General features: G+C 47.5%; 20 protein-coding genes. All 20 read right to left on the bottom strand.

The annotated features are described in order from the left end of the window. Positions 1–1,268: DEAD/DEAH box helicase family protein (locus Q0Z94_RS06855; protein ID WP_298068272.1), on the bottom strand; the 1,268-nt coding region annotated here is incomplete at its 3' end. Between the two features lie 154 nt (positions 1,269–1,422). Next, complete coding sequence (locus tag Q0Z94_RS06850; RefSeq protein WP_298068271.1) at positions 1,423–1,872, bottom strand: HAD family hydrolase; 450 nt, start codon at positions 1,870–1,872, stop codon at positions 1,423–1,425. 6 nt (positions 1,873–1,878) lie between these two features. Next, positions 1,879–2,565 (bottom strand): nucleotidyltransferase family protein, encoded by a 687-nt coding sequence (locus Q0Z94_RS06845; protein WP_298068270.1) that lies wholly within the window; start codon positions 2,563–2,565, stop codon positions 1,879–1,881. Between the two features lie 9 nt (positions 2,566–2,574). Beyond that, on the bottom strand, positions 2,575–3,453 hold the full coding sequence (locus Q0Z94_RS06840; RefSeq protein WP_298068269.1) for an NAD(P)-dependent oxidoreductase: 879 nt from the start codon (positions 3,451–3,453) through the stop codon (positions 2,575–2,577). 27 nt (positions 3,454–3,480) lie between these two features. After that, a complete protein-coding gene (locus Q0Z94_RS06835; RefSeq protein WP_298068268.1) occupies positions 3,481–4,131 on the bottom strand; it encodes an SIS domain-containing protein in 651 nt (216 codons plus the stop codon). A gap of 3 nt (positions 4,132–4,134) precedes the next feature. Continuing rightward, complete coding sequence (locus Q0Z94_RS06830) at positions 4,135–4,479, bottom strand: cupin domain-containing protein (protein WP_298068267.1); 345 nt, start codon at positions 4,477–4,479, stop codon at positions 4,135–4,137. 9 nt (positions 4,480–4,488) lie between these two features. Beyond that, positions 4,489–5,499, bottom strand: coding sequence for a GDP-mannose 4,6-dehydratase (locus Q0Z94_RS06825; protein WP_298068266.1), 1,011 nt, complete (start codon positions 5,497–5,499; stop codon positions 4,489–4,491). After that, positions 5,496–6,269: a GHMP kinase gene (locus Q0Z94_RS06820; RefSeq protein WP_298068265.1), complete on the bottom strand. Its 774-nt coding sequence runs from the start codon at positions 6,267–6,269 to the stop codon at positions 5,496–5,498. The genes Q0Z94_RS06825 and Q0Z94_RS06820 overlap by 4 nt, the downstream gene beginning before the upstream one ends. Before the next feature lie 275 nt (positions 6,270–6,544). After that, on the bottom strand, positions 6,545–9,583 hold the full coding sequence (locus Q0Z94_RS06815) for a polysaccharide pyruvyl transferase family protein (protein ID WP_298068264.1): 3,039 nt from the start codon (positions 9,581–9,583) through the stop codon (positions 6,545–6,547). Positions 9,584–9,992: 409 nt separating this feature from the next. Then, positions 9,993–10,715: an acyltransferase family protein gene (locus Q0Z94_RS06810; RefSeq protein WP_298068263.1), complete on the bottom strand. Its 723-nt coding sequence runs from the start codon at positions 10,713–10,715 to the stop codon at positions 9,993–9,995. Positions 10,716–10,782: 67 nt separating this feature from the next. Next, positions 10,783–11,772, bottom strand: a complete 990-nt coding sequence (locus Q0Z94_RS06805; protein WP_298068262.1) for an O-fucosyltransferase family protein — start codon at positions 11,770–11,772, stop codon at positions 10,783–10,785. A gap of 114 nt (positions 11,773–11,886) precedes the next feature. After that, positions 11,887–13,209: a hypothetical protein gene (locus tag Q0Z94_RS06800; RefSeq protein WP_298068261.1), complete on the bottom strand. Its 1,323-nt coding sequence runs from the start codon at positions 13,207–13,209 to the stop codon at positions 11,887–11,889. Next, entirely contained in the window at positions 13,199–13,774 is a 576-nt protein-coding gene (locus tag Q0Z94_RS06795) for a hypothetical protein (RefSeq protein WP_298068260.1), read from the bottom strand. Before Q0Z94_RS06795 ends, Q0Z94_RS06800 begins: the two co-directional genes overlap by 11 nt. Before the next feature lie 163 nt (positions 13,775–13,937). Then, entirely contained in the window at positions 13,938–15,365 is a 1,428-nt protein-coding gene (locus Q0Z94_RS06790) for a hypothetical protein (RefSeq protein ID WP_298068259.1), read from the bottom strand. A gap of 95 nt (positions 15,366–15,460) precedes the next feature. After that, positions 15,461–15,823 (bottom strand): NIF family HAD-type phosphatase, encoded by a 363-nt coding sequence (locus tag Q0Z94_RS06785; protein WP_298068258.1) that lies wholly within the window; start codon positions 15,821–15,823, stop codon positions 15,461–15,463. Between the two features lie 7 nt (positions 15,824–15,830). Beyond that, positions 15,831–16,415 (bottom strand): SIS domain-containing protein, encoded by a 585-nt coding sequence (locus Q0Z94_RS06780; RefSeq protein ID WP_298068257.1) that lies wholly within the window; start codon positions 16,413–16,415, stop codon positions 15,831–15,833. Beyond that, positions 16,412–17,917: a phosphotransferase gene (locus Q0Z94_RS06775; protein ID WP_298068256.1), complete on the bottom strand. Its 1,506-nt coding sequence runs from the start codon at positions 17,915–17,917 to the stop codon at positions 16,412–16,414. The genes Q0Z94_RS06780 and Q0Z94_RS06775 overlap by 4 nt, the downstream gene beginning before the upstream one ends. Continuing rightward, complete coding sequence (locus tag Q0Z94_RS06770; RefSeq protein ID WP_298068273.1) at positions 17,914–19,080, bottom strand: glycosyltransferase; 1,167 nt, start codon at positions 19,078–19,080, stop codon at positions 17,914–17,916. Before Q0Z94_RS06770 ends, Q0Z94_RS06775 begins: the two co-directional genes overlap by 4 nt. Before the next feature lie 33 nt (positions 19,081–19,113). Then, entirely contained in the window at positions 19,114–19,830 is a 717-nt protein-coding gene (locus Q0Z94_RS06765; RefSeq protein WP_298068255.1) for an ABC transporter ATP-binding protein, read from the bottom strand. Between the two features lie 19 nt (positions 19,831–19,849). Next, positions 19,850–20,977, bottom strand: a complete 1,128-nt coding sequence (locus Q0Z94_RS06760) for an ABC transporter permease (protein ID WP_298068254.1) — start codon at positions 20,975–20,977, stop codon at positions 19,850–19,852. Positions 20,978–21,650 lie beyond the last annotated feature (673 nt).

Here is a 21,650-nt window from a genome sequence, read left to right as displayed (position 1 = left end):
TAGTACGACTTCGCATATTGATACATATCCTCCCATGAAACGGCAAGGGCGTCGTTCAGCCGCTCAAAGAGCTGCCGGCAGTCCCGCACCTCGTCGATGATCTGGAACCTTTGCAGAAGCTCTCGCCGTTCCTGCTCTGTGCCGCCGGTACGCAGCACAGCATCCTCAAAGTCCCGTTCCAACGCGCCGATGCTGGTGAGGTTCTCAATGTTGTTGACCACATCGAAGATGACCGGAGTTTTCTCGCTCCCGGCAGACAACGCCCGCCCGATCTGCTGCTTGTAGATGATAGGGGAGACCGTTGGCCGGAACAAAATCACCCCGTCCACATCCGTTACGTGGATACCCTCATTGAGCATATCTATGGTGAAAAGCAGTTTCAAATGGTCGCTCTCATCCGTCCTGAACTTTTCAAACTCCGCTTGGGTGGCGGGGTCCGGGGAATAGGCCCGGTAGATATGGGGATTGGGGTCAACGGAGGAAAACCATTCCGGCACATAGGAGATCATGCGGTTCATGTGCGCCATACTGGAACAGAACACGATATACCTGCCGTTCCGGTCCGGCATATGGCGGGCGAACACCGCGTCCAGCCCGTCCGATTCTTCCAGGTTCCGGCGCAGCGTTTTCAACAGGTCCATTGCCCGGTCACGGCGCACAGGGTCTCGCAGCTTCGCCACCCGGACCTCGTATCGCTCCAAATCCTTCTGGAACGAATAGACAGAGAGTATATACTTCGGCGGCTTTAGGATATTCCGCGCGATTGCCTCTCCCAGCGTCATCTCCGAGGCGATGTGGCCGTCGAACAGTTCATCGGCCATATCCCGCTGATTGTCCAGAAAGCGGATGTTGGTTGCGGAGAGGCCAAGCAGGGGAGCATCGGGATAGGCATTGAGAAGTGTCTGAACGCCCTTGCCCCATTGTTCCGCGCCGCAGCGATGGAACTCATCCAGGATAATGAGATCGGGTTGGATCGCCGCGATTTCTTCCTCATCCATCGTCATAAGACGAGCGTAGGTGAGAAAGGTAATGTTCTCCGGCACGAGTCCGCTCTCCGCAGCCAAGTTGTCCAGCTGGGTTCGGAATATGTACTCGGAAGGGGAGAGCCAGCAGATGTTCTTCTCAGGGAAGTCCTCGCAGAACTTGAAGCCGATGAAGGACTTGCCTGTGCCAGTGGGGTGGATGACGGCGGCTTTGCCAGTGGAGCGGAGCATGGTGAGGGCGGCGTGATAGGCATTCTCATTGTGTTCGTACAATGTGATGCTCATACGTTCTGCCCCCTTCCGTAGTATTCTTTCGCTGATAGCAAATTAAACCTCAATTAACATCACAAAAAAGATATCTACACCACTATAGACAGCCATTTACCGCGTCAGATATTTGCCGTCGCTTTTCATGTGATCACGCCAATAATCAAGCAAATCATGCATTTATCATTTTATACTGTCCAATTCCCGCAAGCCTTGCCGCTTTTTCATCGCTTTCTTTGTCCCCATACATAATCGATTCAGATAAATCAATATTCCATTCTTGCGCAGCTTGAAAGAATAAGCCTGGTTCCGGCTTTCGGCACGAACAAGGTCCTGTATAATCCGGGTGATGCGGGCAAAAATAGAATGCGTCAATATGAGCGCCATACCGATCTTGAAGCTGCTCATTCATATAATGGTTGAACCGATGCATCTCCGCGACGGTATATATTCCTTTAGCAATCCCAGCTTGGTTGGTAATTACAATTACAGGGATATTGGCGTCATTATAAGTTTTAATTATCTCTGGGACCCCTTTGATAAACTTGAGATCTTCAATCCTATACACATGCCCGTAATTGACATTAATCGTCCCGTCCCGGTCAAAAAAAGCTGCCATCATGTCATCTCACACTCCTGCGAGTAATTTCTGCGCAAGCTTATAATCTTCTGGAATTCCAATATCAATAAAGCGCCCATCATCTTGAAACGCGCAAATTTTCCTTCCTTTTACAAGCGCAGGGAAGTAGTCATTCTCTATACTGAATACGGTCGGACAGTCCTCTAAGACTGTTCTGGAAAGATCATAGACACCTCCATTGATGAAGCCATCCCTGCAAAACTGCTTTTCGTTAAATGCAGTGACGATATTATTTTCATCAATGCTCACATTCCCATATCGAGAAAAATTCAGCATTCTTTTGACCGCAATAACCACCGGTACTTTGTAGTTCTCTGAAGCTTCGCGCATCTTCTTCAACTTCACCGGGAAAAACGTGTCGCCGTTGATTGCGAAAACGCGATCCTCATCACAGAGTTGCAATGCTTGTTTTATTGCACCGCCAGTATAAAGCGGTGTTTCCTCCACTGAATACAAAATATCCACCCCATGATAGGAGCTGCCAAAATGTTCAGTTATGGTTTGCATTTTATAGCCTACTGCCAGGATCACTTTGTGGACTCCCTCCGCAATCACCGCGTCCAACACATACTCTAAAAATGGTTTTCCGCAGACGGGAGCCATCGGTTTAGGTACGTCCTTCACGACTGTTGACAGCCTTGTTCCAAAGCCGCCCGCAAGAATAATGGCTTCCATATTTCTCCTTTACAGTTTCAGCCTGATTTCCGTCAGCCCAAGTGTCTGCTTCAAGAGGCTATTGTCCATAAGTGTACTGGATGCGCGTTTCACCTCAAAGATGCCCGCGGAATTATCAACGGAAATGGGCTTGACCAAATCTCTGGAAACTCGAAGCTTATCGGCAATCCTAATCCCGATGTCATATTTAGAAAGGTCTTCATCCCCGCAAACATTTAATTTTTGCGGTACAGGGCCGTTCTCCATCAGTTGGATCAATAGCCGCGCCGCCGTGTCAAAGTCCAATGCAGATCTCATGGAGTCTTTGAACATTTCAATTTGTCGCCCCGCTCCAAGAGTATGTACAATGGTGTCATAAAAGTGCTGCTTACCCGGCGCCAAACTTGGCGCGATTAAGAACGGATAGCGAACAATGTTGTACCCGTATTCTGTTACGATACTTTCAGCTGCACATTTGTGATGCCCATAGCGATTAACAGGATTCAAAGGGTCTGTTTCTTTGAATCTATACCCGTGTTCGCTTTCGCCGTAGACGCTGTCAGAAGATGGGTAAAAGAACTTCTCCATCTTATCCACCGAATTAATAAAACGCGATAACGCAGTAACATTTATATCCCAAGCGAGCTTCGGATTTTTCTCCACAAGATCAGGATGGTGGTATGCGGCCAGATATACTATCTTGTTACTGTCACTCGTATCCAAATGTTCTTTATTGAGTTGCTCAACAAATAGCGGATTGGAAATATCGCCGAAAACCCACTTTACTCTATCCGTATCTTTCCCTGGTGAGGATTTTCGCACGGCGAGGATCTTCTCGTCCGTCATCTCCAGGATGTTTTTAATCACATAACTTCCCAAGAAGCCGTTGGCACCAATCACTACATACATATTGGAACCTCCTTGTAACCCTAAACTTTATTTCTCTCCAAAAAGCTCCTGCTCGACAGCCAGACAAATCGCATGGTAAATTGGGAGATGAAGTTCCTGTATTTGATAGGTGACCTTCGCGGGAACATCCAGAAGAACATCGGAAAACTCCGCCAGTTTGCCCCCACCCTTTCCGGTAAGGGAAACCACCTTCACTCCGATAGCCTTGGCAATCCTTGCTGCGTGGATCACATTATCCGAATTTCCGGAGGTAGATATGGCGATAAGAACATCTCCTGCCCGTCCATAACCGAGAACCTGCTGGGCAAAAGCGAGGGTAGGGGCATTGTCGTTGCTGTAAGCAGTGATTAGCGCGGTCTCACTCACCAGCGAGATAGCCGGAGCGGCACCTTGGAGATTTTTTATGTAGTAGTCGGCAACTTCGGGATAATTGTTCCGGAGCTTTTCCTGAAGCTCCTCCGGGAGCTTTCGGGCCAGCACGAAGCTCTTCATAAGCTCGCCCACCATGTGCAGGCTGTCGGCGGCGCTGCCGCCATTGCCACAGGTCAAGATTTTCCCCCCGTGTTGATACGAGTCCAAAATGATTCTTACGCTCTCAAAGAGCTGATTTTTGAGTGGTTCAAGGCTTGGATAGCGGTTGACTAGGAGATTTATCTCATGGATTGTAGTGTTCTTCATAATTCACTCCGTAAAAATATCTTTAGTTCCATCTTCTAATTCAACGCCATTGCTGTACATACTAACGAGCACTGTATCCTCCAGGAAAGTGAAGCTATGCATATCATTGGCTTCTATTCCGAAGAACTCTCCCGCAGCAAAGCGATGGCTATCGCCATTCACCGTCACTTCCAGGGAACCGGAAATGACATAGAAGGCTTCTTCGTTTTGCTTGTGATAATGTCCGCCCCGCACAACTCCCTTTTTACTGGTAATGACATTGAGCTGCTGATATCCTCCATGAATCAACTGCACAATCGAACCACGAGCATCCGTAAATTCAAAGTCTGTTTTTTTTATTTTCAGCATATACTTACCCTATCTGTCGATATACACGCCGGTCTGCTTCACCTTTTCTCGCCAATAGTTCAGCAAATCTAGCATGGTGGTCTCATAAGGGATCGCCGGCTCCCATCCGCTGTGCTCCCTGAATTTCGAGCAGTCCGGAACCTGCAAATCGGCATCGATGGGGCGCAGTCGGGCGGGGTCCACCTCCACCCGGATCTGATCCTTCATGGGGGAATGGTCGATGAAGAATTGCAGGGTGTCACCCACCTTGCAGGTATAGCTCCCGCCGATGTTGTAATACTCGCCGGGAATGGGGTTCACAGTGACCAGCATGAAGTATGCCCGCACTGCGTCTCTGACATCGGCGTAGGTGCGCAGAGACTCCAGATTGCCCACCTTGATGACCGGATTCTGCAAGCCGGCCTCGATCATGGCCACCTGTTTAGCAAAGGTGCTCTCATGGAAGACGTCACCCCGCCGAGGCCCTGTGTGGGTGAACATACGGGTGGTCATCACCTTCATGCCGTAGGCCTCTGCGTAAAATCGGCCCACGAGGTCCGTCCCCACTTTCGAGATGGCGTAGGGGGACGCGGGCTGGAAGCAGCACTCTTCATCTATGGGCAGCTTGTCCGCAGTCACCCGACCAAACACCTCACTGGAGGCGCAGACATGGATGATTGGGTCCAGACCCAACTGCCTGACCGATTCCAGCAGGCGGCAGGTGCCCAGGATATTGGTTTCCAACGTGTCGATGGGCGCGGTAAAGCTGGTCTGCGGATAGCTCTGTGCCGCCAAATGGAAAATATAGTCCGGCCTGACCTTGTTCAATACTGTGAGCAAACTGGCCATATCGTTGAGATCGCCATATTCCACGAAAACCCTGTCCTTCGCGTTGATACGGGGCATCAGGTGCATGATGTTATCCAGCGGGCTGCGCCAGCGCTGCATACCGTAGACATCCCAATCGGTATTCTCTAAGATATAATCCGCAAGATGGGAACCAACCATTCCCGTCATGCCAGTAATCAATGCTTTTGTCATTTCGCTACCTCCTTTTTTAGAAAAGACTTGTCGTAATCTTCGGGTTGGTAATACATAACCTCTGTACCCGCATTTTCAAACCGGAAGGGCACGAACAGCAGATCTTTCAGTGTTTCCTTCACCTCAAGATGCCGCTCCTCCGGGACATAGAAGATGAAGAAACCTCCCCCGCCGGCACCCAACAACTTTCCTCCAAGAGCGCCATGCTTAATCGCCTTGTCGTAAATCAGGTCAAGCGTATTTGTGCTGACTTTATTCGTGATACCTCGTTTGATTTTCCAGGATGTGTCCAGAAGTCTTCCAAAATCGTCCAGATTGCCGTGCCGTTTAGACAGAATATTCTCTCCTTCATCAACAAGAGCCAGCATTTCCAGAAGTTCTCTCGTCTTATCCCGTGTTGCCTTGACTTGTTCCCTTGCGATTTCACTTGATAGACGCGAAAAACCGGTAAAGAACATTAGAAGATTGTTGTTAAGCTGTTCCTTGCGTTGATTGGTAATAATGATTGGTCTAACCTCAAATTCTCCTGGTCGGAAATTGATCCTGTTCAAACCTCCGAAAGCCACCGCGATTTGATCCTGCCAGCCGCCGCTTTCAGCGCATAATTCCCGTTCCAAGTAAATTGCTTCCCCGGCCAGCTGCTCTTTGCTGATGTAGTGACCTTTTAGTGCGTGGAACGCATTCAGAAGCCCCACTGCGAAGCTGCTGCTGCTCCCCAGTCCACTTCTGGCCGGGAGATCAGCATCATAACCAATAGACAGTTCAGCCATGTTTAGCATCTTCATGGCATTTCGGACCATAGGGTGCTCAATCTCATCCACTGATGATGTTTTCTCAATTCTGGAATATGTCAGTTGGTTTCGATATTCAAAGAACCGAGGTAGATGCCGCACGCTTACATAGCAGAACTTGTCAAAGGTGGTAGAGATTACGCTGCCGCCATACTCGTTAAAAAAAGGCTCGTAGTCCGTTCCCCCACCGAAAAATGACATTCGAAAAGGAGTTTTTGTGTAAATCAAATGCTCACCTCTTTACTGTTTCCTGATTAGCCGAATAGCCGTTTCAAAAAAGCTTTGATTTTTCTAAACGGCCTAGTGATCTGCCAGGAATTACTTTGAAGTATTGTTGAAATCTGCTGTTCTAAATTGTGCTTCTCGTTTAATGCTTGCTCTAGCTTCAACTCCGTTTCTTGATTTTTTATGATTTCTTCTTCCAACATTTTTTGCAACTGCAGCCTCGCTGCGGTTTCCTCCTGTTGAATACTAATCAACCTTTCATGAAACTGCCGTTGATCTTCATCTCTTGCTAAACCCTCTCTAACTATCCCTTGCAAATGAACAGCGGTGTCCTTAACCACTATCTCAAACCGTTTTTCATCATCAATAACTCTTCTTTCGATTCGCTGTAAATTCTCTAAATTGCTATCAATTCGTTCGCCGAGAATATCGTATGTACTATAACTCTGAGAAAATGTATTTCTCAATTTCAAAGCAGCTTCCAGCCATTTTGTACTCTCTTCCCGCTTTTGATCCAGAGTTTTTGCGACCTTTGCATAATCGATGTGTTTTCTGAAGTCGATTTTGCTCCAATCCGAGCCCTCAAAGATCAGGCGATCTTCTATCCCCAGCATACCAACCAAATTTTGCAGCCGGTTTCCGCCGCGCCAGGAATCTTCATTCGTTACGATCCAAAAATCTTTTTGGAAAATAAGTGCAAAGCAGGCACCGTGGAAAGAATCTGTGATAAATACATCCGAATACAGCACGTTGGCAAGCCATTCTTCTACTAACGGAGATCTCGGAAAGGCACTACTTCCAAAAGCCCTAATTTCCTGCTCCGTTGCCTCTCCATCGGTAATCAAGTTAAAATTCTGCAATCCATTTTCACTTAGAATTTTATGTATCATTTTTGTCTTTTCATCTGATACATCAAGAATATATGCGCCCACATATGCATTTTGGGGTAGCCGCATTTTCCCATATTGTGCCATATTCTCATAGTGGCGTTTATCGCATATGAATACAGGGTCCAAAACGCATACGCCGTCAGTAATTCCAAAATTCCGCTTGAGAATCTCTATGCCGGAATCTTCGCGCACCGAAATTGCCTGAAATCGTTTTAGAAAATACCCCATTTTTGCTTTCAGCGTCGCATTCCCTTCAAAGCTCCCGACTCCGAATGAAGTGGCATACGACACCTTCAGCTTGTCGGAGGTCACCCAGTCCATGCACGGGTGCAGGGCCAAACCCTCGATAAATACGGCCCGGAAGAGTTGATCTGAACCAACGATAAAGCAACCACATCTATTGTTTAGCTGCTTTTGCTGGAGCTTATTATCGGCGCTTGGAAACAGGTCTGTATCCTTATATGGAATATGCCCAAAAAGAGACAGTTTTGTGGAATACGGAACCCATGGCGCGTCCTTTGCCTGGTCAATCAGCGCGACTGAGTATCCGGCATCGTTCAGATATTGATACAGAGCATAGTTTGTGAGGTTATTGCCATAATTGTTATTGTGCAGACATATCAGGCCAATATCGCGCGTATCAAATAAAATTGTATCTACCAGTTCCTTAAAGGAATATCGATTTAAATTATTCAGAAAATCCTCGGCTCTCTTATGCCTGGGGCGTCCATCTTTCCTGATCCTGTTTCCCTTTCCACCAGCCCATTCCAGAGGGACTTGAGCAATTCTTTGGAATTCTGGCTGCACCTCATTCAGGAGACAGCGGGCCTTTTCGGAATTGATGAAAACCATGCTTGTTCCTTTTCCGTCATTCCAAGAAGGATCATGTTGTTCGATGCCCCAAAAGTCACCTAATGTGATGTCGCCCTGTCGTGGAAAGTCCGCATATATACAACCCTCACAGGTTTTATTGCGAAGCAATACGTTATAATACGCTTTCTGGTAGTCACCGGTCTCAACATCCAGCCAAGATACACTGCCATCACGCTTCCAAATCGAGTAGACATCTGAACGCCAACCGCATTGCTTATCTCGGAACACCACCTGCTCTACATTTTCTATACCATATTGTTCTGAAAGATATTTCCTAAATGCATTCACAGGGGTCACGCAGAAGCAAACCAAATCGACTGTACACAACCCTTCATATGGTTTGCCCAGGAAAGCATGAAGCCCCGCGATCTGGCACGGCGTACCTACATACAAGACAGGGTGCCCGCATTCAAGGATCTCCTTCACCTGGCGGAAGGTATCCTTCGTATTGCTCTGCACATACTTGGAATGGCGGAGCTTAGGCAATTCCTCCACTGTGTCGATGCCAACATGCTCCAGATGAAAATCCTCCGTCCATGCCGCGCCAAACACCGCGCCTCCCTGTCTCAGGATGTGTTGCGCCAGCACGGTGAACGCGCCGCCGGAGGACGAGTCCATACGGATCTCGTCCTGCGCCCAGGCGGCATAGCAATCCGGCGCGGAGTTGTGGTAGTTCTCATGGATGTTAGCGGAAGGGCAAACGTTCACGCATCGGTTGCAGCCCACGCATTTTGCCGTATCGGTCTGCGGCTTTAAGAAGCCCTGAAAATCGGGCTTCAGTTCAATCGCGCCGGCCTCGCAGGCGTTTACACAGGCGCCGCAGCCGGTGCAGAAATAGTTCTCCGCCAGCAGCTGGGGTTGTGCTTTTTGGAACCTTGCGAGCAACGGCCATTCTTTAAATTCTTTATCCCAACCGGTTAGAATAAAACCACGTTGCCGAAGCTTAGTAATCAGTTCATCAGATGAATATATTGATTGTTCAAATCCGCCTTCTTTGCCTTTATAAGACAGAACAATCATGGAAACACGTTCGGCCAGTGTGTCAAACAGCCAATCAATGTCGTTCAAGTATTCTAAGATTCCCGCCAAAACCGCTGCGTCTGCCTTGATATCCGGGAACTGATAAGCATTTAGGTCGCACACCAAGGTCTCGTCACAGTGTCGCTCATAGTCAACCGGATAGTATCTGACCTCTGGATTCAACAGTCGGCCAAGGAACATACTGCCAGCGCCAACATCGATTACGGATTGGATGTCATCACCGAGTAGTTTCCTTACGGCAATTGTTCGCTTGCGCCAGTCCATCTGATCTGTGCCTCCCCTGTTCTTCACAATCTCTTCCCAATTAACCGGTCCAGATATTAAGATTCCCATACGGTATTACCTCCGCAATCTTTGTATATGCAGAATCCGAGCTTGCACTCGGTCATCAATTCTTTTTGCAGATATTGAAATCAGGACCGTGACGCTCAAAATTACCGCAAACACGATCTTGCTATTAAAATCAATTTTTCCTCCCACAAAATAGTTGATCAAATTAACGCACACATATACCGGACAATGGACAAGATATAAATATAATGACAGCTGCCCGCATTTTTGTAAGGCTTTCGTCTCAAGCAGGAACCGGACAGGGCTGCAACATAATGCTAATGTCACAAAGCATGCACCGACCACAGCAATCTCTATAATGATTCTGTCCCCTAAAACGCTTTCACCAAAAATAGTCACCATAAGTATCATTACTGCCGTTATAAGAGCAGAAACGAATGATGCTATTCGCTGCTTTGTATGGTTTGATATATATATATATATATGCGAGGCCAACACCTGTGCAAAACGCCAAATAACTACATCCGCATTGTGTTGTAAGCAATGGAAAGGCAAAGGGAACTCCTTTATGAACGACGTAAATCCCCAGTATTGTCCACAGAACATAAAACACATATTTTGAGCTTAACTTCGACCTTTCTATGCAATAGAAGATGAAGTAATTAATAACTAATACACCCAAAAACCAAGCAGGGGTATTGAACGACTGACCATCCTCAGCTACTCCGCTATGAATGAGAAATACATTTAACAAGAGATGATAGAGGTTGTCTGTAGTGCCCGTGAAGTCAAGATTTCCAACGATCAATCGTGAAATGTAAATCAAAATTGCCGTACAGAAAGTTGTTGCAAAGAAGAGCGGGTACCATTTTGATACTCTTTTTAGCATGAACTGAGCGATGGACATTTGGGTTACTTGCTGCCGACAGTTTAGAAAAAGCCCAAATCCACTAATCAGGAAGAACAGATACGCAAGAGTGCTCAGCCTTTCTATATTGCTGATTCCTAATGGATTTGCAGAGAATGAACAATAATAGTGGAATAAGAAGGCAAGTACGAGAGCAATAATACCTCTTAATCCGTCTAAAGATTTCAAACGATTCATCTTGTACCTCCTGTCAAGCGCTCTAACGCATTCCCGATAAGTATAGTCAAGAAAAGTTTTCATGAATCTATGATTTCTCTGCGTTTTTAATCTGCTTGTTGTAAATATCTATCCAATTTTTGTTATTGTGATTGATTCCTTTTTCTAACACCTTTATATATTCAAAATCTTTGCCTGTGCTTTTCCTGTTGATTCTTACATGCAAGGATACTTGTGATAGACTTCCAATAAAGCCATCGCACGCAGCGAGAGTGAGGCAATCCCGAATCACTTCAAATCCGGCTCGATAATGAGACAGCTTCACCTCATCATGATGAATAAACGCTACGGATTTATCCCCAGTAGCCCTCATAGCATCGGGGTAAAACGACACCTTCTTATATCGTTCTCGAAACTTCTTCAACGCGTTTAAATCATCTGTAGCCAGAAAAATTTGATCGAAATTCATCTTCTTCATGGCATAGTCGATTTCGTCAAAATAATCTTCTATTGTCAGCGCTACCGGATGACTGTCTGCGTTAATACTATAATCCGTACCACGGAAGTGAACGCCTAGCGTCTTTTTCCCATCTAGTCTTTTCTGTATTGCCTTTTCGATTTGCGCCTTAACGATCTTGTTTAAATGGATGTATTTCCTATAACACTCTGCAAATGCGTTAACCAAATCATCATTTGGTCTAAACCATTCTGTTCTAAAGTCTACAAAGCCCAGATCTAAACTCTCTTCACTTAAAATAGCAACTGATTTACTGTCCAAAGCAGACGTTAGGCTTACTTTAGAAACCGGTTCAAAATAGTACTCAAATACGATATTCGTTCCATGCACTCGCTTATCTTCCTCATATGGGCATCCGCTCCAGTTATCCACTACAGGGGTCAAGCATAATTTGTCAGCTGCGTATAACCCCAATAATGTTTTTGTCATAAGCGCATAAAACCCAGCGGTAGGAATCCACCATTGTGGTAGCCTTATGATTGCTATAGGAACTCCATCGTTTTGTTTGCCGAGTTCAACAAAGTCAACGCGTCTTGGATTATGCAAAGTACCAGACGCCATAATAAGATCATCTAAATAACGAACTCTGTACCCGTTTCCTCTATATATTCTAAAGAGAGTGCGAAATGCACAAATCGAATTTCTAATTCTGCCCAAGGTCGCTATCCCCCATAATCAGATTTTAAGAAACGTTTGAAGTATTTCATCGGTAAATCGTTGTTCTGGTATTTGTTCACATTCAAATTCTGCCAAACGCTTTATATTTGGGAAGTTTGAAAAACCAACGTGCGTTATATACTCTTCTCCATATTTCCACTGCTTTTTTGGATAGAGTATAATTTTCTTTGCTGTTGTATAGCTGCATATATCACATATTCCGCTTCGCAAAGAAATGATAGCACCAGCATATTCGATCACTTCGGCAAGGAGTGAAAAAGGGGGGGTTATAGCAATCGTCCCAGGAATTATCATTTCCGATGGACCACCTTTATTCATAAATACCTTGTACCCTGCTCTCTTTAACGATACAGTTAAATTTTCCCAAAACACAGAGCTTATAGCTGGTACAGATTTAGCATACGGGGCAAGAAGAACAGATTTTCCCTTCTCAATCCCGCATTTTCTACAATAAGATTCAACCTGGTCTTCTTCTGGACTGATGATTTTTTTTGATAGATTATATTTTGAATGAAATTTTTTCTTTTCCAAGAGTTCATCAAATGTAATACCATTCCTGTACACCGATGCCAGCATGATACTTACTGGCGGGAAATAATCATAATGAAGAGATTCCAGAGAGAGTTGTTGATCTCCAAGAATGCATTTAAGTTTGCTGACTTGGGTTATCATTTCGCTATTAAGAGCTATAACATTATTAAATCCACATTCTTTCGCCATGGTCTTACATGCATTCCCACAAACCAAAAAGACGGTTGACTGATTGGTACTTATAACCCCGTCTGACAAGTATTGTCCGTAAATGTATATATCACCAATGCTGGGATAAGGCGAAAACATAATATGTTGATAGCCTTGTGAATAAATTGTTGATAAGTATTTCACTGCTTTTCTTAGCCTCAAGTAGTTTTCGATTAATCTAAAAATACCAAGGCTTTTGATTTTCTTTAAAATTTTCTCCTTTTTTGTTTCCATATACGCAACCGGTTCACAAATCCAAAACCTTTGCACATCATGAATGTAGCCCATCATATTTAGCTTATCAATATCTTGGCCGGAAAAACCATTGGTCAGCAAAATCACTTTCTTTGGCGAATACGGAACCAATTCATCCTGAAGATACCGAATAGGCCTTCCGCACATTGTCAGGCCATTAGTCTTTTCGTTTGAATCTAAAATGGCGCTTATTCTGGAAGCTCCAAGAAAGTTGATAAAACTTACCGCTTCTTCATTGGCTCCAAGAATATAGATCTGCTTTCCATCCAAGCGTCCTGCTTCAAGCAAGTTCTTGAGATTCTGTTCTATTCTATCAATTTCCATCTACTATTCCCTCACTCATGCCAGCATGACAATGTTGTAGAAACTCATACATTTCTTCTCTATTAGAATCACGTGTATCGTAATCCACGATTCCATAAATGCCGTAAGCAACTAAGGATTCGCAAGTTATATTCTTGAACCCAAGCAACTGTCCAGACGCTCTGGCATGCGGTTCTTCAATTGACGCGTTAATGAATCTACTGTCAATTCCTGTATAGACAGAATATTGAAGAAGCCTCATATACGATTTTTGCGAGCAAATAACTACACCTAGCAGAGTTGTACACATCGCCCTTATCATCTTTTCATAATTCGCATTTGTTGTGAACACAATTGAGTTTTCAAGTTCCCTTATGCGAACAGCCTTGTCCAACAATTTGATTGCATAGAAAGAAGTCTCTGGCTCCTGCATTGGCAGCAACACACATAATGTTTTCACATTTTTCGTTTTTAGCCTATACTTTCTAACAATCCATCCCCAATATAGCCAACCCAAAAAAGCTTGAAGAAACGAGGCGTTAAATGCTTTTTTTAATTTTCTATTTTCTGAATTAACATATCTCATATTTAACCTTCTCCACCAGCAAATATAGTATAAGGACATTTTGATATGTGACTTAACCGCTCTCTATAATCGTGACACTGTAACCCTTTTTCCTAACTGCCATCAAATCAGCATAATTTTGCCCCCGTATCACGTAGATAATCGCCTAATCAAAGTTCACCAATCACCATTCATCGGTTAACCTTACTATTTCATCATTCAACGTCTTTGTGTCTCCACTGTAAGTCAACTCGTCTACTGTTCTGCTTAGTTTCATAGCTCGAAGCCCCAAAAAAACCTCCGAGCATTTATCAGGCCAATATTCCGATTTCTCCGTATGAATAATGATTTTATGGCAGGAGGATTGGGAGATGATGTCGCATAGTCCGCTTCGGATGCCTATGAAGCTGCCGGCTTCGTTTAGGAAGGGTACGATATCCGAGTATTCTATGGATATCGCTATGGTGCCTTTGACCGGCTTCTCCCGACCGAAGCAGTTCGTGGCCACTGTATAGCCTGACTCCTGCAGGTGGGCAGCGGTCGCTTCCCAAAAGGAGTCTGGTGGCAGGTGCGTTTTCGAGCAGGTGGAATAGGGAGCCAGCAGGACAGTTTTTTCGGGGAGAAGCCCTTTTTCGCTCATTTGAGCCATAATGTTATCGATGTTCTGTGAAAACTTCGGCATCTGTAATCTCGGCTCCCACTCAAAACCGAAGCCGTACCTCAGATAAAAGTCCATCAGGTTCAGCCCGCGATAACCTTTCAACCTTTCTCCGATGAAGGACAGCTGATCCGAACACTCGAAAGTTCTGCAAAGAGGCGTTTCGTTCCGCATAAACTCGCAAAAGCGACTCAACTGCGCTATAGAGCGGAGCTTTACAGTGTGGTTTTTATAGACATCAAACAGCTCCATGACTTTTGCCTCGCTGCCCCTATCGTTCACGAGGAAAATATAATCGTCAATTCGATTGGACCACAAGTAATCCTGAAGATACATCCCGCAGATGTAGTAGTCCCCTGTTCCGTGCCAGGCAGTGCGCAAGATTGCAGTATTCCTGCCAAATCGCTTGACAAGTATGGCGTATTGAAAGTATCCCGGTATGACTCTGCCGATGATTGCCGTGCAGAAGGCAAAGAACGGCGCTTTCTGTATCATCCGCTTGACCGCCCTCATGGGACCGCCCGCGCCTGACCGGGTTTCCTCGAAGGCCACGCTAGAGCCGTTGCTTTCCGTAGATGGCGAGAGGCCGTAAATGCCGACACAGAAGATTTCCTCTTTGGAGATTCCTTTCACGCCGACAAGCCTTGACCCGTTCCGCCCCAACGGCTGGTCCAGGGATGCGATGATAAAGTTAGAGTCGAATCGATACAAAACCGACAGCCGCAACAAATCTTCCACGTCTGCTCCTGTCAGTTGGAGCGTTTTTACGATTAACTCTGAGCCGTGTTTTCGGTTCCCAATGAACGACAAGTCATCGGACGCTATAACGGCATTTTTTAAGTTGCGAGTACTCAGGAGCCTGTCCAGATACGCCAAGGCAAAGGGTCCAACCTCCGGATCACCCGAAGGAACGAGGATAATGGCTGTCTCTTCCCTTTTCCAGGTTCGGCGCATCTTCCTCCAGAGGCGCAAGCCACGGAAGCTCCCCCAGAGCCGTCCATACATTTCACACCGTATCTGCCGCAGATAAGCGGGATTCACCGCGCCCCTCACCTGTTTTCGTCCCTCACAATATTCACCATCGGGGCAGTATCCCGCATAGTGCTGATAGCCAGTGCCATCTCCAGGCCGGATGGCTTTTTGTCGTTGACCACGATCCGCTCCCCATATGGAACATTGAAAATGATATGGTCATACCGAATGTTCTGCTCTTTTAAGAAATCCAGGGTCAACTGGCGGTACCTTTCTGTCCGGGAAGTCAGGATGACCACCATGTCATCCGGTCGGATGTTGGCGAGAAACTCCTTCGCGCCCGACAGCAGTGTGTCGTGACCGTCCAGCTTGTAACCGTTGTGCTTTACCAGCGTTCCGTCCAGGTCCAGGATCCACGTCTTAGGCAGCGGGGACAGCATAATCTCCTCACACATTTTTCAGTTGCTCCCCAATGGCCCCGCCAGGGTGGTTCACCTTGAAATCCGCCAATGTGACCCCCATCCGCTCCGCCAGATTCAGTGCCAGCCCCTGGAGCACGATCAGGTTTACTGTGGTGGAGTTGTTGGGCACAATGTCCCAGGCGTCCCCCTCGTGGTCCAGGTCCAGAATCAGGTGCTTGGGAATCTCCAGCGTCAAGGTGCTCTCCCGGTTGAAGCTGAGCAACCACAAGTCCGCCCCGCGCTGCTTCAGTAGCTTGGTGAGATACACGGATTCAATGGTCTCGCCGCTCTTGGTCAGCAGGATGACCAGGTCCCCCGGCTTCACCAGTCCCAGGTCCCCATGGACGGCGGTGTTGGTATTCATGAACGCCGCCGGGATTCCTAGGGAGTTCATGGTCCCTACGAATTTGTCACACACCGGGACGTTCTTCCCCAGACCGCTGACAATGACCTTCCGGCCGCTCTCAATGACGGTTTGACACTCGTCCAAAAGCTGGTTGAACACCGCCTCGTCCATGGACTGGACGGACTTTTCGATGGTGTTCAGGATGTTTTTGAAATATGTCCTCATGTAAACGCTTCCTCCAGGTAATAAAGTCCGTTGTAAAAGGCCCCGCAGATGGAGTCGTAGTCCTCCCAGGCGTAGGTGGTCAGGGACAGCCAGATGATGGCGTGGATCAGCCTCACCTGCTCCGGCGTCACCTCATCCTCCAAGAGGCGGAAGAACTCGGGCTCTAGGCTCTCCCAGCCGTTGGAGGCGATCCGCAGCTCTACGCTGTCCTTCCCAATCTCCAGGGAAAACCGTTTGCGGTTGAACTGGTCGTAGTTGCCCACCACGGAGTAGTAGAGCTTGGACCAGTCGTAGGCCGGGTCCCCGTACAGCTCCGTGGTGCCGAAGTACCCCCGCGGGTCGATGAGCACCGGGGTGCCGTCCGCGCGCAGCATCATGTTGGAGAAGGTGCAGTCCCCGTGGATGAGCTTGAACTCCGGCGGGAAATACTCCGCGATCTGCTTTTCAAGTGCCTCCTGGCAATAGAACACGTTCCGGCATCTCCGGCCGTTCACCGTGACGTACTCGTCCCCGGCAAAGGGGACAAGGTCTTTGACCTTCTCAAGCCGCTGGAAAGTCTTCCCGATGTACGCCTCGTCGAAGCTACCCCGGTCTGACGGAACACTTTCAAGGGCTTGGACAGATTTCAAGCAGCCGATAATTTGCCCTAAGAGTTCCGCCTTTTCGTTGTATGTAAGGTCCTCGTACTCATAGATGGCCTTGCCTCCGATGAGTTCCATCTTCAGCGGTTCGTAGGAGACGATGTCGGGTATATTGGGGAAGTGCCGTCCCTGGACGCGCCTGTACCAGGCAGCCTCCCGCTTGGCCAGACCCCGGCCTTGGGCATCGATGGGTTCTTTCACGAAGCAACTGTCCTCAATGTACGTCCGGTTGAAGGGTCGGCAGCGGGAGGTCTCTAGCTTCTCGTATTCGGACAGTAGGCCATACTCTTGAACTCGGTAGAGCGGCAGACTTTGAAAGGTCAACCCCACCTCAGAGAGCCACCTGACCAGCTCGCCCTCTCGCGGTACATCTGCCAGAGCCGTTTTGTCGTGTAAGAAGAAGAGGCCCGCCACTCCGAAGGTGTTTGAGCGTTCTTCAGCAAACGTCCCGTTTTCGTATTTCCAACGGCAGGGAAAATCCTTGGCCACACCTATGTAGTCTCCTATTTCATCGGGTAACTCGAAGTCCTTTGGCAAAATGAGGTCGGACCAGATAAGCAGAAAGGGCTCACCCTCCGGTAGTTTGTCTAGGGACTGCTGAAGCCCCGCGCAGGTACCGCTGAACCCGGTGGCCCGGACAACGATGTAATCCACATCGGCGAAAGCGGCTATATACCGCTCCAGCACATCGCACTTGTAGTCCCCGATGATGACATATTTGCTGTCTGGATACTTCCGAAACAGGTGGAACAGCATGGGCAGGTTATCAACGGGTATCAAGGCCTTGGGCTTGTTCCGGGTCAGATGCTTCATCCGGGTACCCTTCCCTCCAGCCTGAACGATGATATATTTTGGAATCATACAGGGGTTTCCCTCCTTGGAGCTTTACTAATTCGATTTGATTCGGGGGATTCTCCCCCCGTATACTGTCCTCTGACGAGGCTTACCGTATGGGCAATCTCGAAACCGGCCTCCATAACAGCGTCGGTTATTTCACTTCTGCGCACCCTCTTCATCATTAACTCGGAAGCCCAAGCAGAGGCTCCCTGATGCAAAGAAACAGTTTGGAGCCAGGGATCGATGTGAATCTCATCGGGCAAATTTTCCGAACACACCACTGGCAGTCCTGCGGCCAGTGCCTCTAGGGCGGCGATGCCGAACCCCTCGAAGCGGCTTGGAAACGCGAAAACATCCATGGCCCAAAGTAATATTTCTGGGTGGGCGGTGATACCGTAGAAAATAACCTTATCAGCAATGTGTAAATCGGCGGCTCTTTTTCGGAGGGTTGGTTCGTCCTCACCCTCGCCGACCAACATGAGAACAGTATTCGGGTCAATCTTCAGCGCCTCGGTCAGGACATCTAGCAGGAAGAGCTGGTTCTTTTGATAACACAGGCGACCTATATGACCGATGACAAAATCATTTTCAATCCCCAAGTAGGTGCGTACTTGGGCGCGGACTGCTGGGTCAAAGCGAAAGCGTTCGGTGTCAATCCCGTTTGGGATGAATTGGAATCCTCGCTTTTCGAGTTCTTGCCTCCCGAAAAGAAACTCTGCCGCATTTTGGGAACAGGCCCATAAGTCTGTGGCATACTTTGTGTACCTGTTCCGGGCCCAGGAGTGGACAGCCAGCTTGAGAGGGCGCGCTGTACTCTTGCGCAAAGCGGTGTTGTGGCTGTGGGCAATCCTTGTAGAGACTCCATTCTCTTGAGCAATCTTCACATAAGCCAGAGACATGCCATGGAACGCGTTCAAATGGATGATGTCGTACCGCCGCTCCCGGAGGAGCTTTCGGAATCGTTGGTAGTTGGCCAAGGTGTTCCGTTGGCTCCCGGACAGCTCATAGAAGCTCACACCACAGTCTTGGAGGGGCCTTGTGAAAATGCTCTCTCCGAGGCTCGTTGCGACAATATCGACTTCTAAATCCGTCAAGTCCATTCGACTCAGAACGTTGGATAGGAAAGACTCAATACCGCCGGACTCCCATCGTTCACAAAAGCAACAAATACGTCTTGGGTTATTCATTAGGATCACACACTTTTCTTGAGATAGAAGAAATCACAGAATGTAATTGCCGCAGACTTCCTCCGATTTGCCAATCATCTTGATATGCCCTTGCTCTAGCCACATGACTCTGGTGCACATCTCCTTGATCTGCTTTATGTTGTGACTTACGAAAAGCACCGTGGTGCCGCCGCCCATGAGTTCAAGCATACGGGCGTGGCTCTTTTCCTGGAAAGCAGTGTCGCCAACGGAGAGGATCTCATCGACAATTAGGATTTCCGGTTTCACGATGGCAGCCACGGAGAACGCGAGACGGGCAAGCATACCAGAGGAGTAGTTACGGATGGGGATCTCGATGAATTTGCCAAGTTCGGAAAAGTCAACGATTTCGTCGTACTTGGATTTCAGGAATTCCTCGTCATAGCCTAGGATCGCGCCGTTGAGGAAGATATTCTCCTTGCCGGTTAGATCAAAATCGAAACCGCTACCAAGTTCTAGCATGGGAACAACGTTGCCACAGACAGCGATGGTGCCCTCGGTTGGTTTAAGAATACCGGAGATAATTTTGAGAAGTGTACTCTTCCCTGCACCATTACGACCGATGAGGCCAAGAGTTTCGCCGTGTTGGACATCAAAAGACACGTGACTAAGAGCCGTGAACTCATTGTAGTTGAGCTTACCCCGGATGGCGGTGGTGACGAACTCCTTCAGCGAGATGATCTTGTCGTTGTTCATCCGGAAACGCATGGTCACGTCATTGACTTCAATCATTGTTTTACTCATAGACACCTCACAGGTAGAGCACGAACCGATCCTGGCTTTTTTGGAAAACTAGCGCTCCCACCAGAAGCGAACACAGAGCAATCATGGCACACTGAAAGTAGACAATGGGTTCAGGGGAGATACCGTCCATGATACAGGTCCGGGCGAAAGTGATGAAATAATAGAGCGGATTCACATTTAGCACCCAAGCGATGTTGTCAGGTAGGATGCTTTCTGGATAGAAAATGGGCGTCAGGTACATCCATATCATAGTGAGGACGCCCCAGAGAAACTGGACATCTCGAAAGAATACCATGGCCGCTGCCAGAAGAAGTCCAATGCCCAGGGAAAAAACGGTCAGGCAAATCAGGACGAAAAATACTAAAGAGTAGGCTTTTGTGGGGATAATGCCAGAAAAGAGAACCACTAGCATGAGCGGGATTAGAGAAATCACTAAGTTTACTAACGATGACAGTACCCGGGTCAGCGGGTAGATGTACTTGGGCACGTAGACCTTTGTGATGAGCCCGGCATTGCCCACGATAGAGCCCAAGGCCATGTTAGTGGACTCAGTGAAAAAGTTAAAAATGACGATTCCAGTGATTAGGTAAACTTGGTAATGCGGTACGTCAAATCGAAAAAGATTCGAGAACACTATGTACTGCACCGCCATAGTCAGCAGGGGGTTCAGGAAGCTCCAGAACACGCCCAAAATGGACCGCTTGTACTTAGTCTTGAAGTCCCGGGACACCAGCTGTTGGATGAGAAATTTGTACTTTTTCACCGCAATCAGAGCGTTGACCACATAGCTACGCTTGCCTTTCTTCCAGCGTAGCCACACAAAAAGCCCCACCAGCGCCAATATGGCTCCGAAGACCGCCGCAAACTCCCAATAGTGCAAGCCAATCCAAATGTAATCCTCACCGGAAACAGAGAAGCACAGAATACCTCCAATAGCATTTCCATTTAAAGAAAGGAAGAAGTCGTTCTCTTCGGTGGACACAGACATCATGGGGGACAATGCGCTCCCGGGCTGGGAATCAGCCCAGAGTCTCAGCAGCAACGGTGCGCCATAGACCGTTTCAATGGGTGTCTCTGCCTTCATGGTGGTCAAGCCCCCCTCGGGGATGACCGAGGCGTCGAATGTCTCGGTCATGAGCAAAGTACCATCCCGTAAATCGTACAACTCCATGGTTATCGTCCCAGCATTAGGCCGGTAGTAGGTTCCCCACTGGACTGACACGGACTGGAGGCGCTGAACATTCACAGTGAAGGTTTGGTCCACAACCGTACCTTGAACCAATTCTACTATGCTAGCTTCAGCCGGAGGTTGTTCAAAATTTCCGCGAGATTCTCTATAGTGGAGTTGGTGTCCCGCAAGCCAATAGAACAGAACCACAAGTAATATGTAAGCTCCTGCTGTTAGCAGAAGCGTTTTCTGGATATTCACATTTGTGTTCTGGTGCTTATCCATTTGTTTTCAACCCTTTTTCATGAAATTATAGGTAGTTCACCCATTATCCAGATAATGCCTAACCTGTCTGGTATCATCAACTGTTATGGAAGATCTATCCTATCAACTATGCGCCTTTACGTCTTTATGAGTTCTCATCTCCCATTACGAGAATGACCACTATCTTCTGACTGCTGAGATCACATTACTTTCGTTCCGAACTCCAGCCAAAAGCAATTTGTTCCTGTTCCATCTGGCGATCCATTGCCTGCTCAACCAGAAATTCTATATTTGCCTCAACAGTAGCTCGGGTGGCAAGATACAGCTTTCGCAGACATCGTGGATTGCACTTCTCCTTAGATACCTGTGCCGTCTC

This window comes from uncultured Mailhella sp., from assembly GCF_947631555.1.
In the GTDB taxonomy this organism is placed as follows: Bacteria; Desulfobacterota; Desulfovibrionia; order Desulfovibrionales; family Desulfovibrionaceae; genus Mailhella.
Note: the sequence above shows the minus strand (reverse complement) of the source record. Positions and strands in the feature narration are given on the sequence as shown.

Excerpts from the sequence above, each read along its gene's own strand:
- Q0Z94_RS06770 (WP_298068273.1), bottom strand. The coding sequence starts at position 19,080 with ATGAATAACCCAAGACGTATTTGTTGCTTTTGTGAACGATGGGAGTCC.
- Q0Z94_RS06815 (WP_298068264.1), bottom strand. The coding sequence starts at position 9,583 with ATGGACTGGCGCAAGCGAACAATTGCCGTAAGGAAACTACTCGGTGAT.
- Q0Z94_RS06805 (WP_298068262.1), bottom strand. The coding sequence starts at position 11,772 with ATGGCGTCTGGTACTTTGCATAATCCAAGACGCGTTGACTTTGTTGAA.
- Q0Z94_RS06850 (WP_298068271.1), bottom strand. The coding sequence starts at position 1,872 with ATGATGGCAGCTTTTTTTGACCGGGACGGGACGATTAATGTCAATTAC.
- Q0Z94_RS06840 (WP_298068269.1), bottom strand. The coding sequence starts at position 3,453 with ATGTATGTAGTGATTGGTGCCAACGGCTTCTTGGGAAGTTATGTGATT.
- Q0Z94_RS06760 (WP_298068254.1), bottom strand. The coding sequence starts at position 20,977 with ATGACCGAGACATTCGACGCCTCGGTCATCCCCGAGGGGGGCTTGACC.
- Q0Z94_RS06835 (WP_298068268.1), bottom strand. The coding sequence starts at position 4,131 with ATGAAGAACACTACAATCCATGAGATAAATCTCCTAGTCAACCGCTAT.
- Q0Z94_RS06825 (WP_298068266.1), bottom strand. The coding sequence starts at position 5,499 with ATGACAAAAGCATTGATTACTGGCATGACGGGAATGGTTGGTTCCCAT.
- Q0Z94_RS06795 (WP_298068260.1), bottom strand. The coding sequence starts at position 13,774 with ATGAGATATGTTAATTCAGAAAATAGAAAATTAAAAAAAGCATTTAAC.
- Q0Z94_RS06780 (WP_298068257.1), bottom strand. The coding sequence starts at position 16,415 with ATGAGGACATATTTCAAAAACATCCTGAACACCATCGAAAAGTCCGTC.
- Q0Z94_RS06810 (WP_298068263.1), bottom strand. The coding sequence starts at position 10,715 with ATGAATCGTTTGAAATCTTTAGACGGATTAAGAGGTATTATTGCTCTC.
- Q0Z94_RS06785 (WP_298068258.1), bottom strand. The coding sequence starts at position 15,823 with ATGCTGTCCCCGCTGCCTAAGACGTGGATCCTGGACCTGGACGGAACG.
- Q0Z94_RS06830 (WP_298068267.1), bottom strand. The coding sequence starts at position 4,479 with ATGCTGAAAATAAAAAAAACAGACTTTGAATTTACGGATGCTCGTGGT.
- Q0Z94_RS06765 (WP_298068255.1), bottom strand. The coding sequence starts at position 19,830 with ATGATTGAAGTCAATGACGTGACCATGCGTTTCCGGATGAACAACGAC.
- Q0Z94_RS06845 (WP_298068270.1), bottom strand. The coding sequence starts at position 2,565 with ATGGAAGCCATTATTCTTGCGGGCGGCTTTGGAACAAGGCTGTCAACA.
- Q0Z94_RS06800 (WP_298068261.1), bottom strand. The coding sequence starts at position 13,209 with ATGGAAATTGATAGAATAGAACAGAATCTCAAGAACTTGCTTGAAGCA.
- Q0Z94_RS06790 (WP_298068259.1), bottom strand. The coding sequence starts at position 15,365 with ATGCGCCGAACCTGGAAAAGGGAAGAGACAGCCATTATCCTCGTTCCT.
- Q0Z94_RS06820 (WP_298068265.1), bottom strand. The coding sequence starts at position 6,269 with ATGGCTGAACTGTCTATTGGTTATGATGCTGATCTCCCGGCCAGAAGT.
- Q0Z94_RS06775 (WP_298068256.1), bottom strand. The coding sequence starts at position 17,917 with ATGATTCCAAAATATATCATCGTTCAGGCTGGAGGGAAGGGTACCCGG.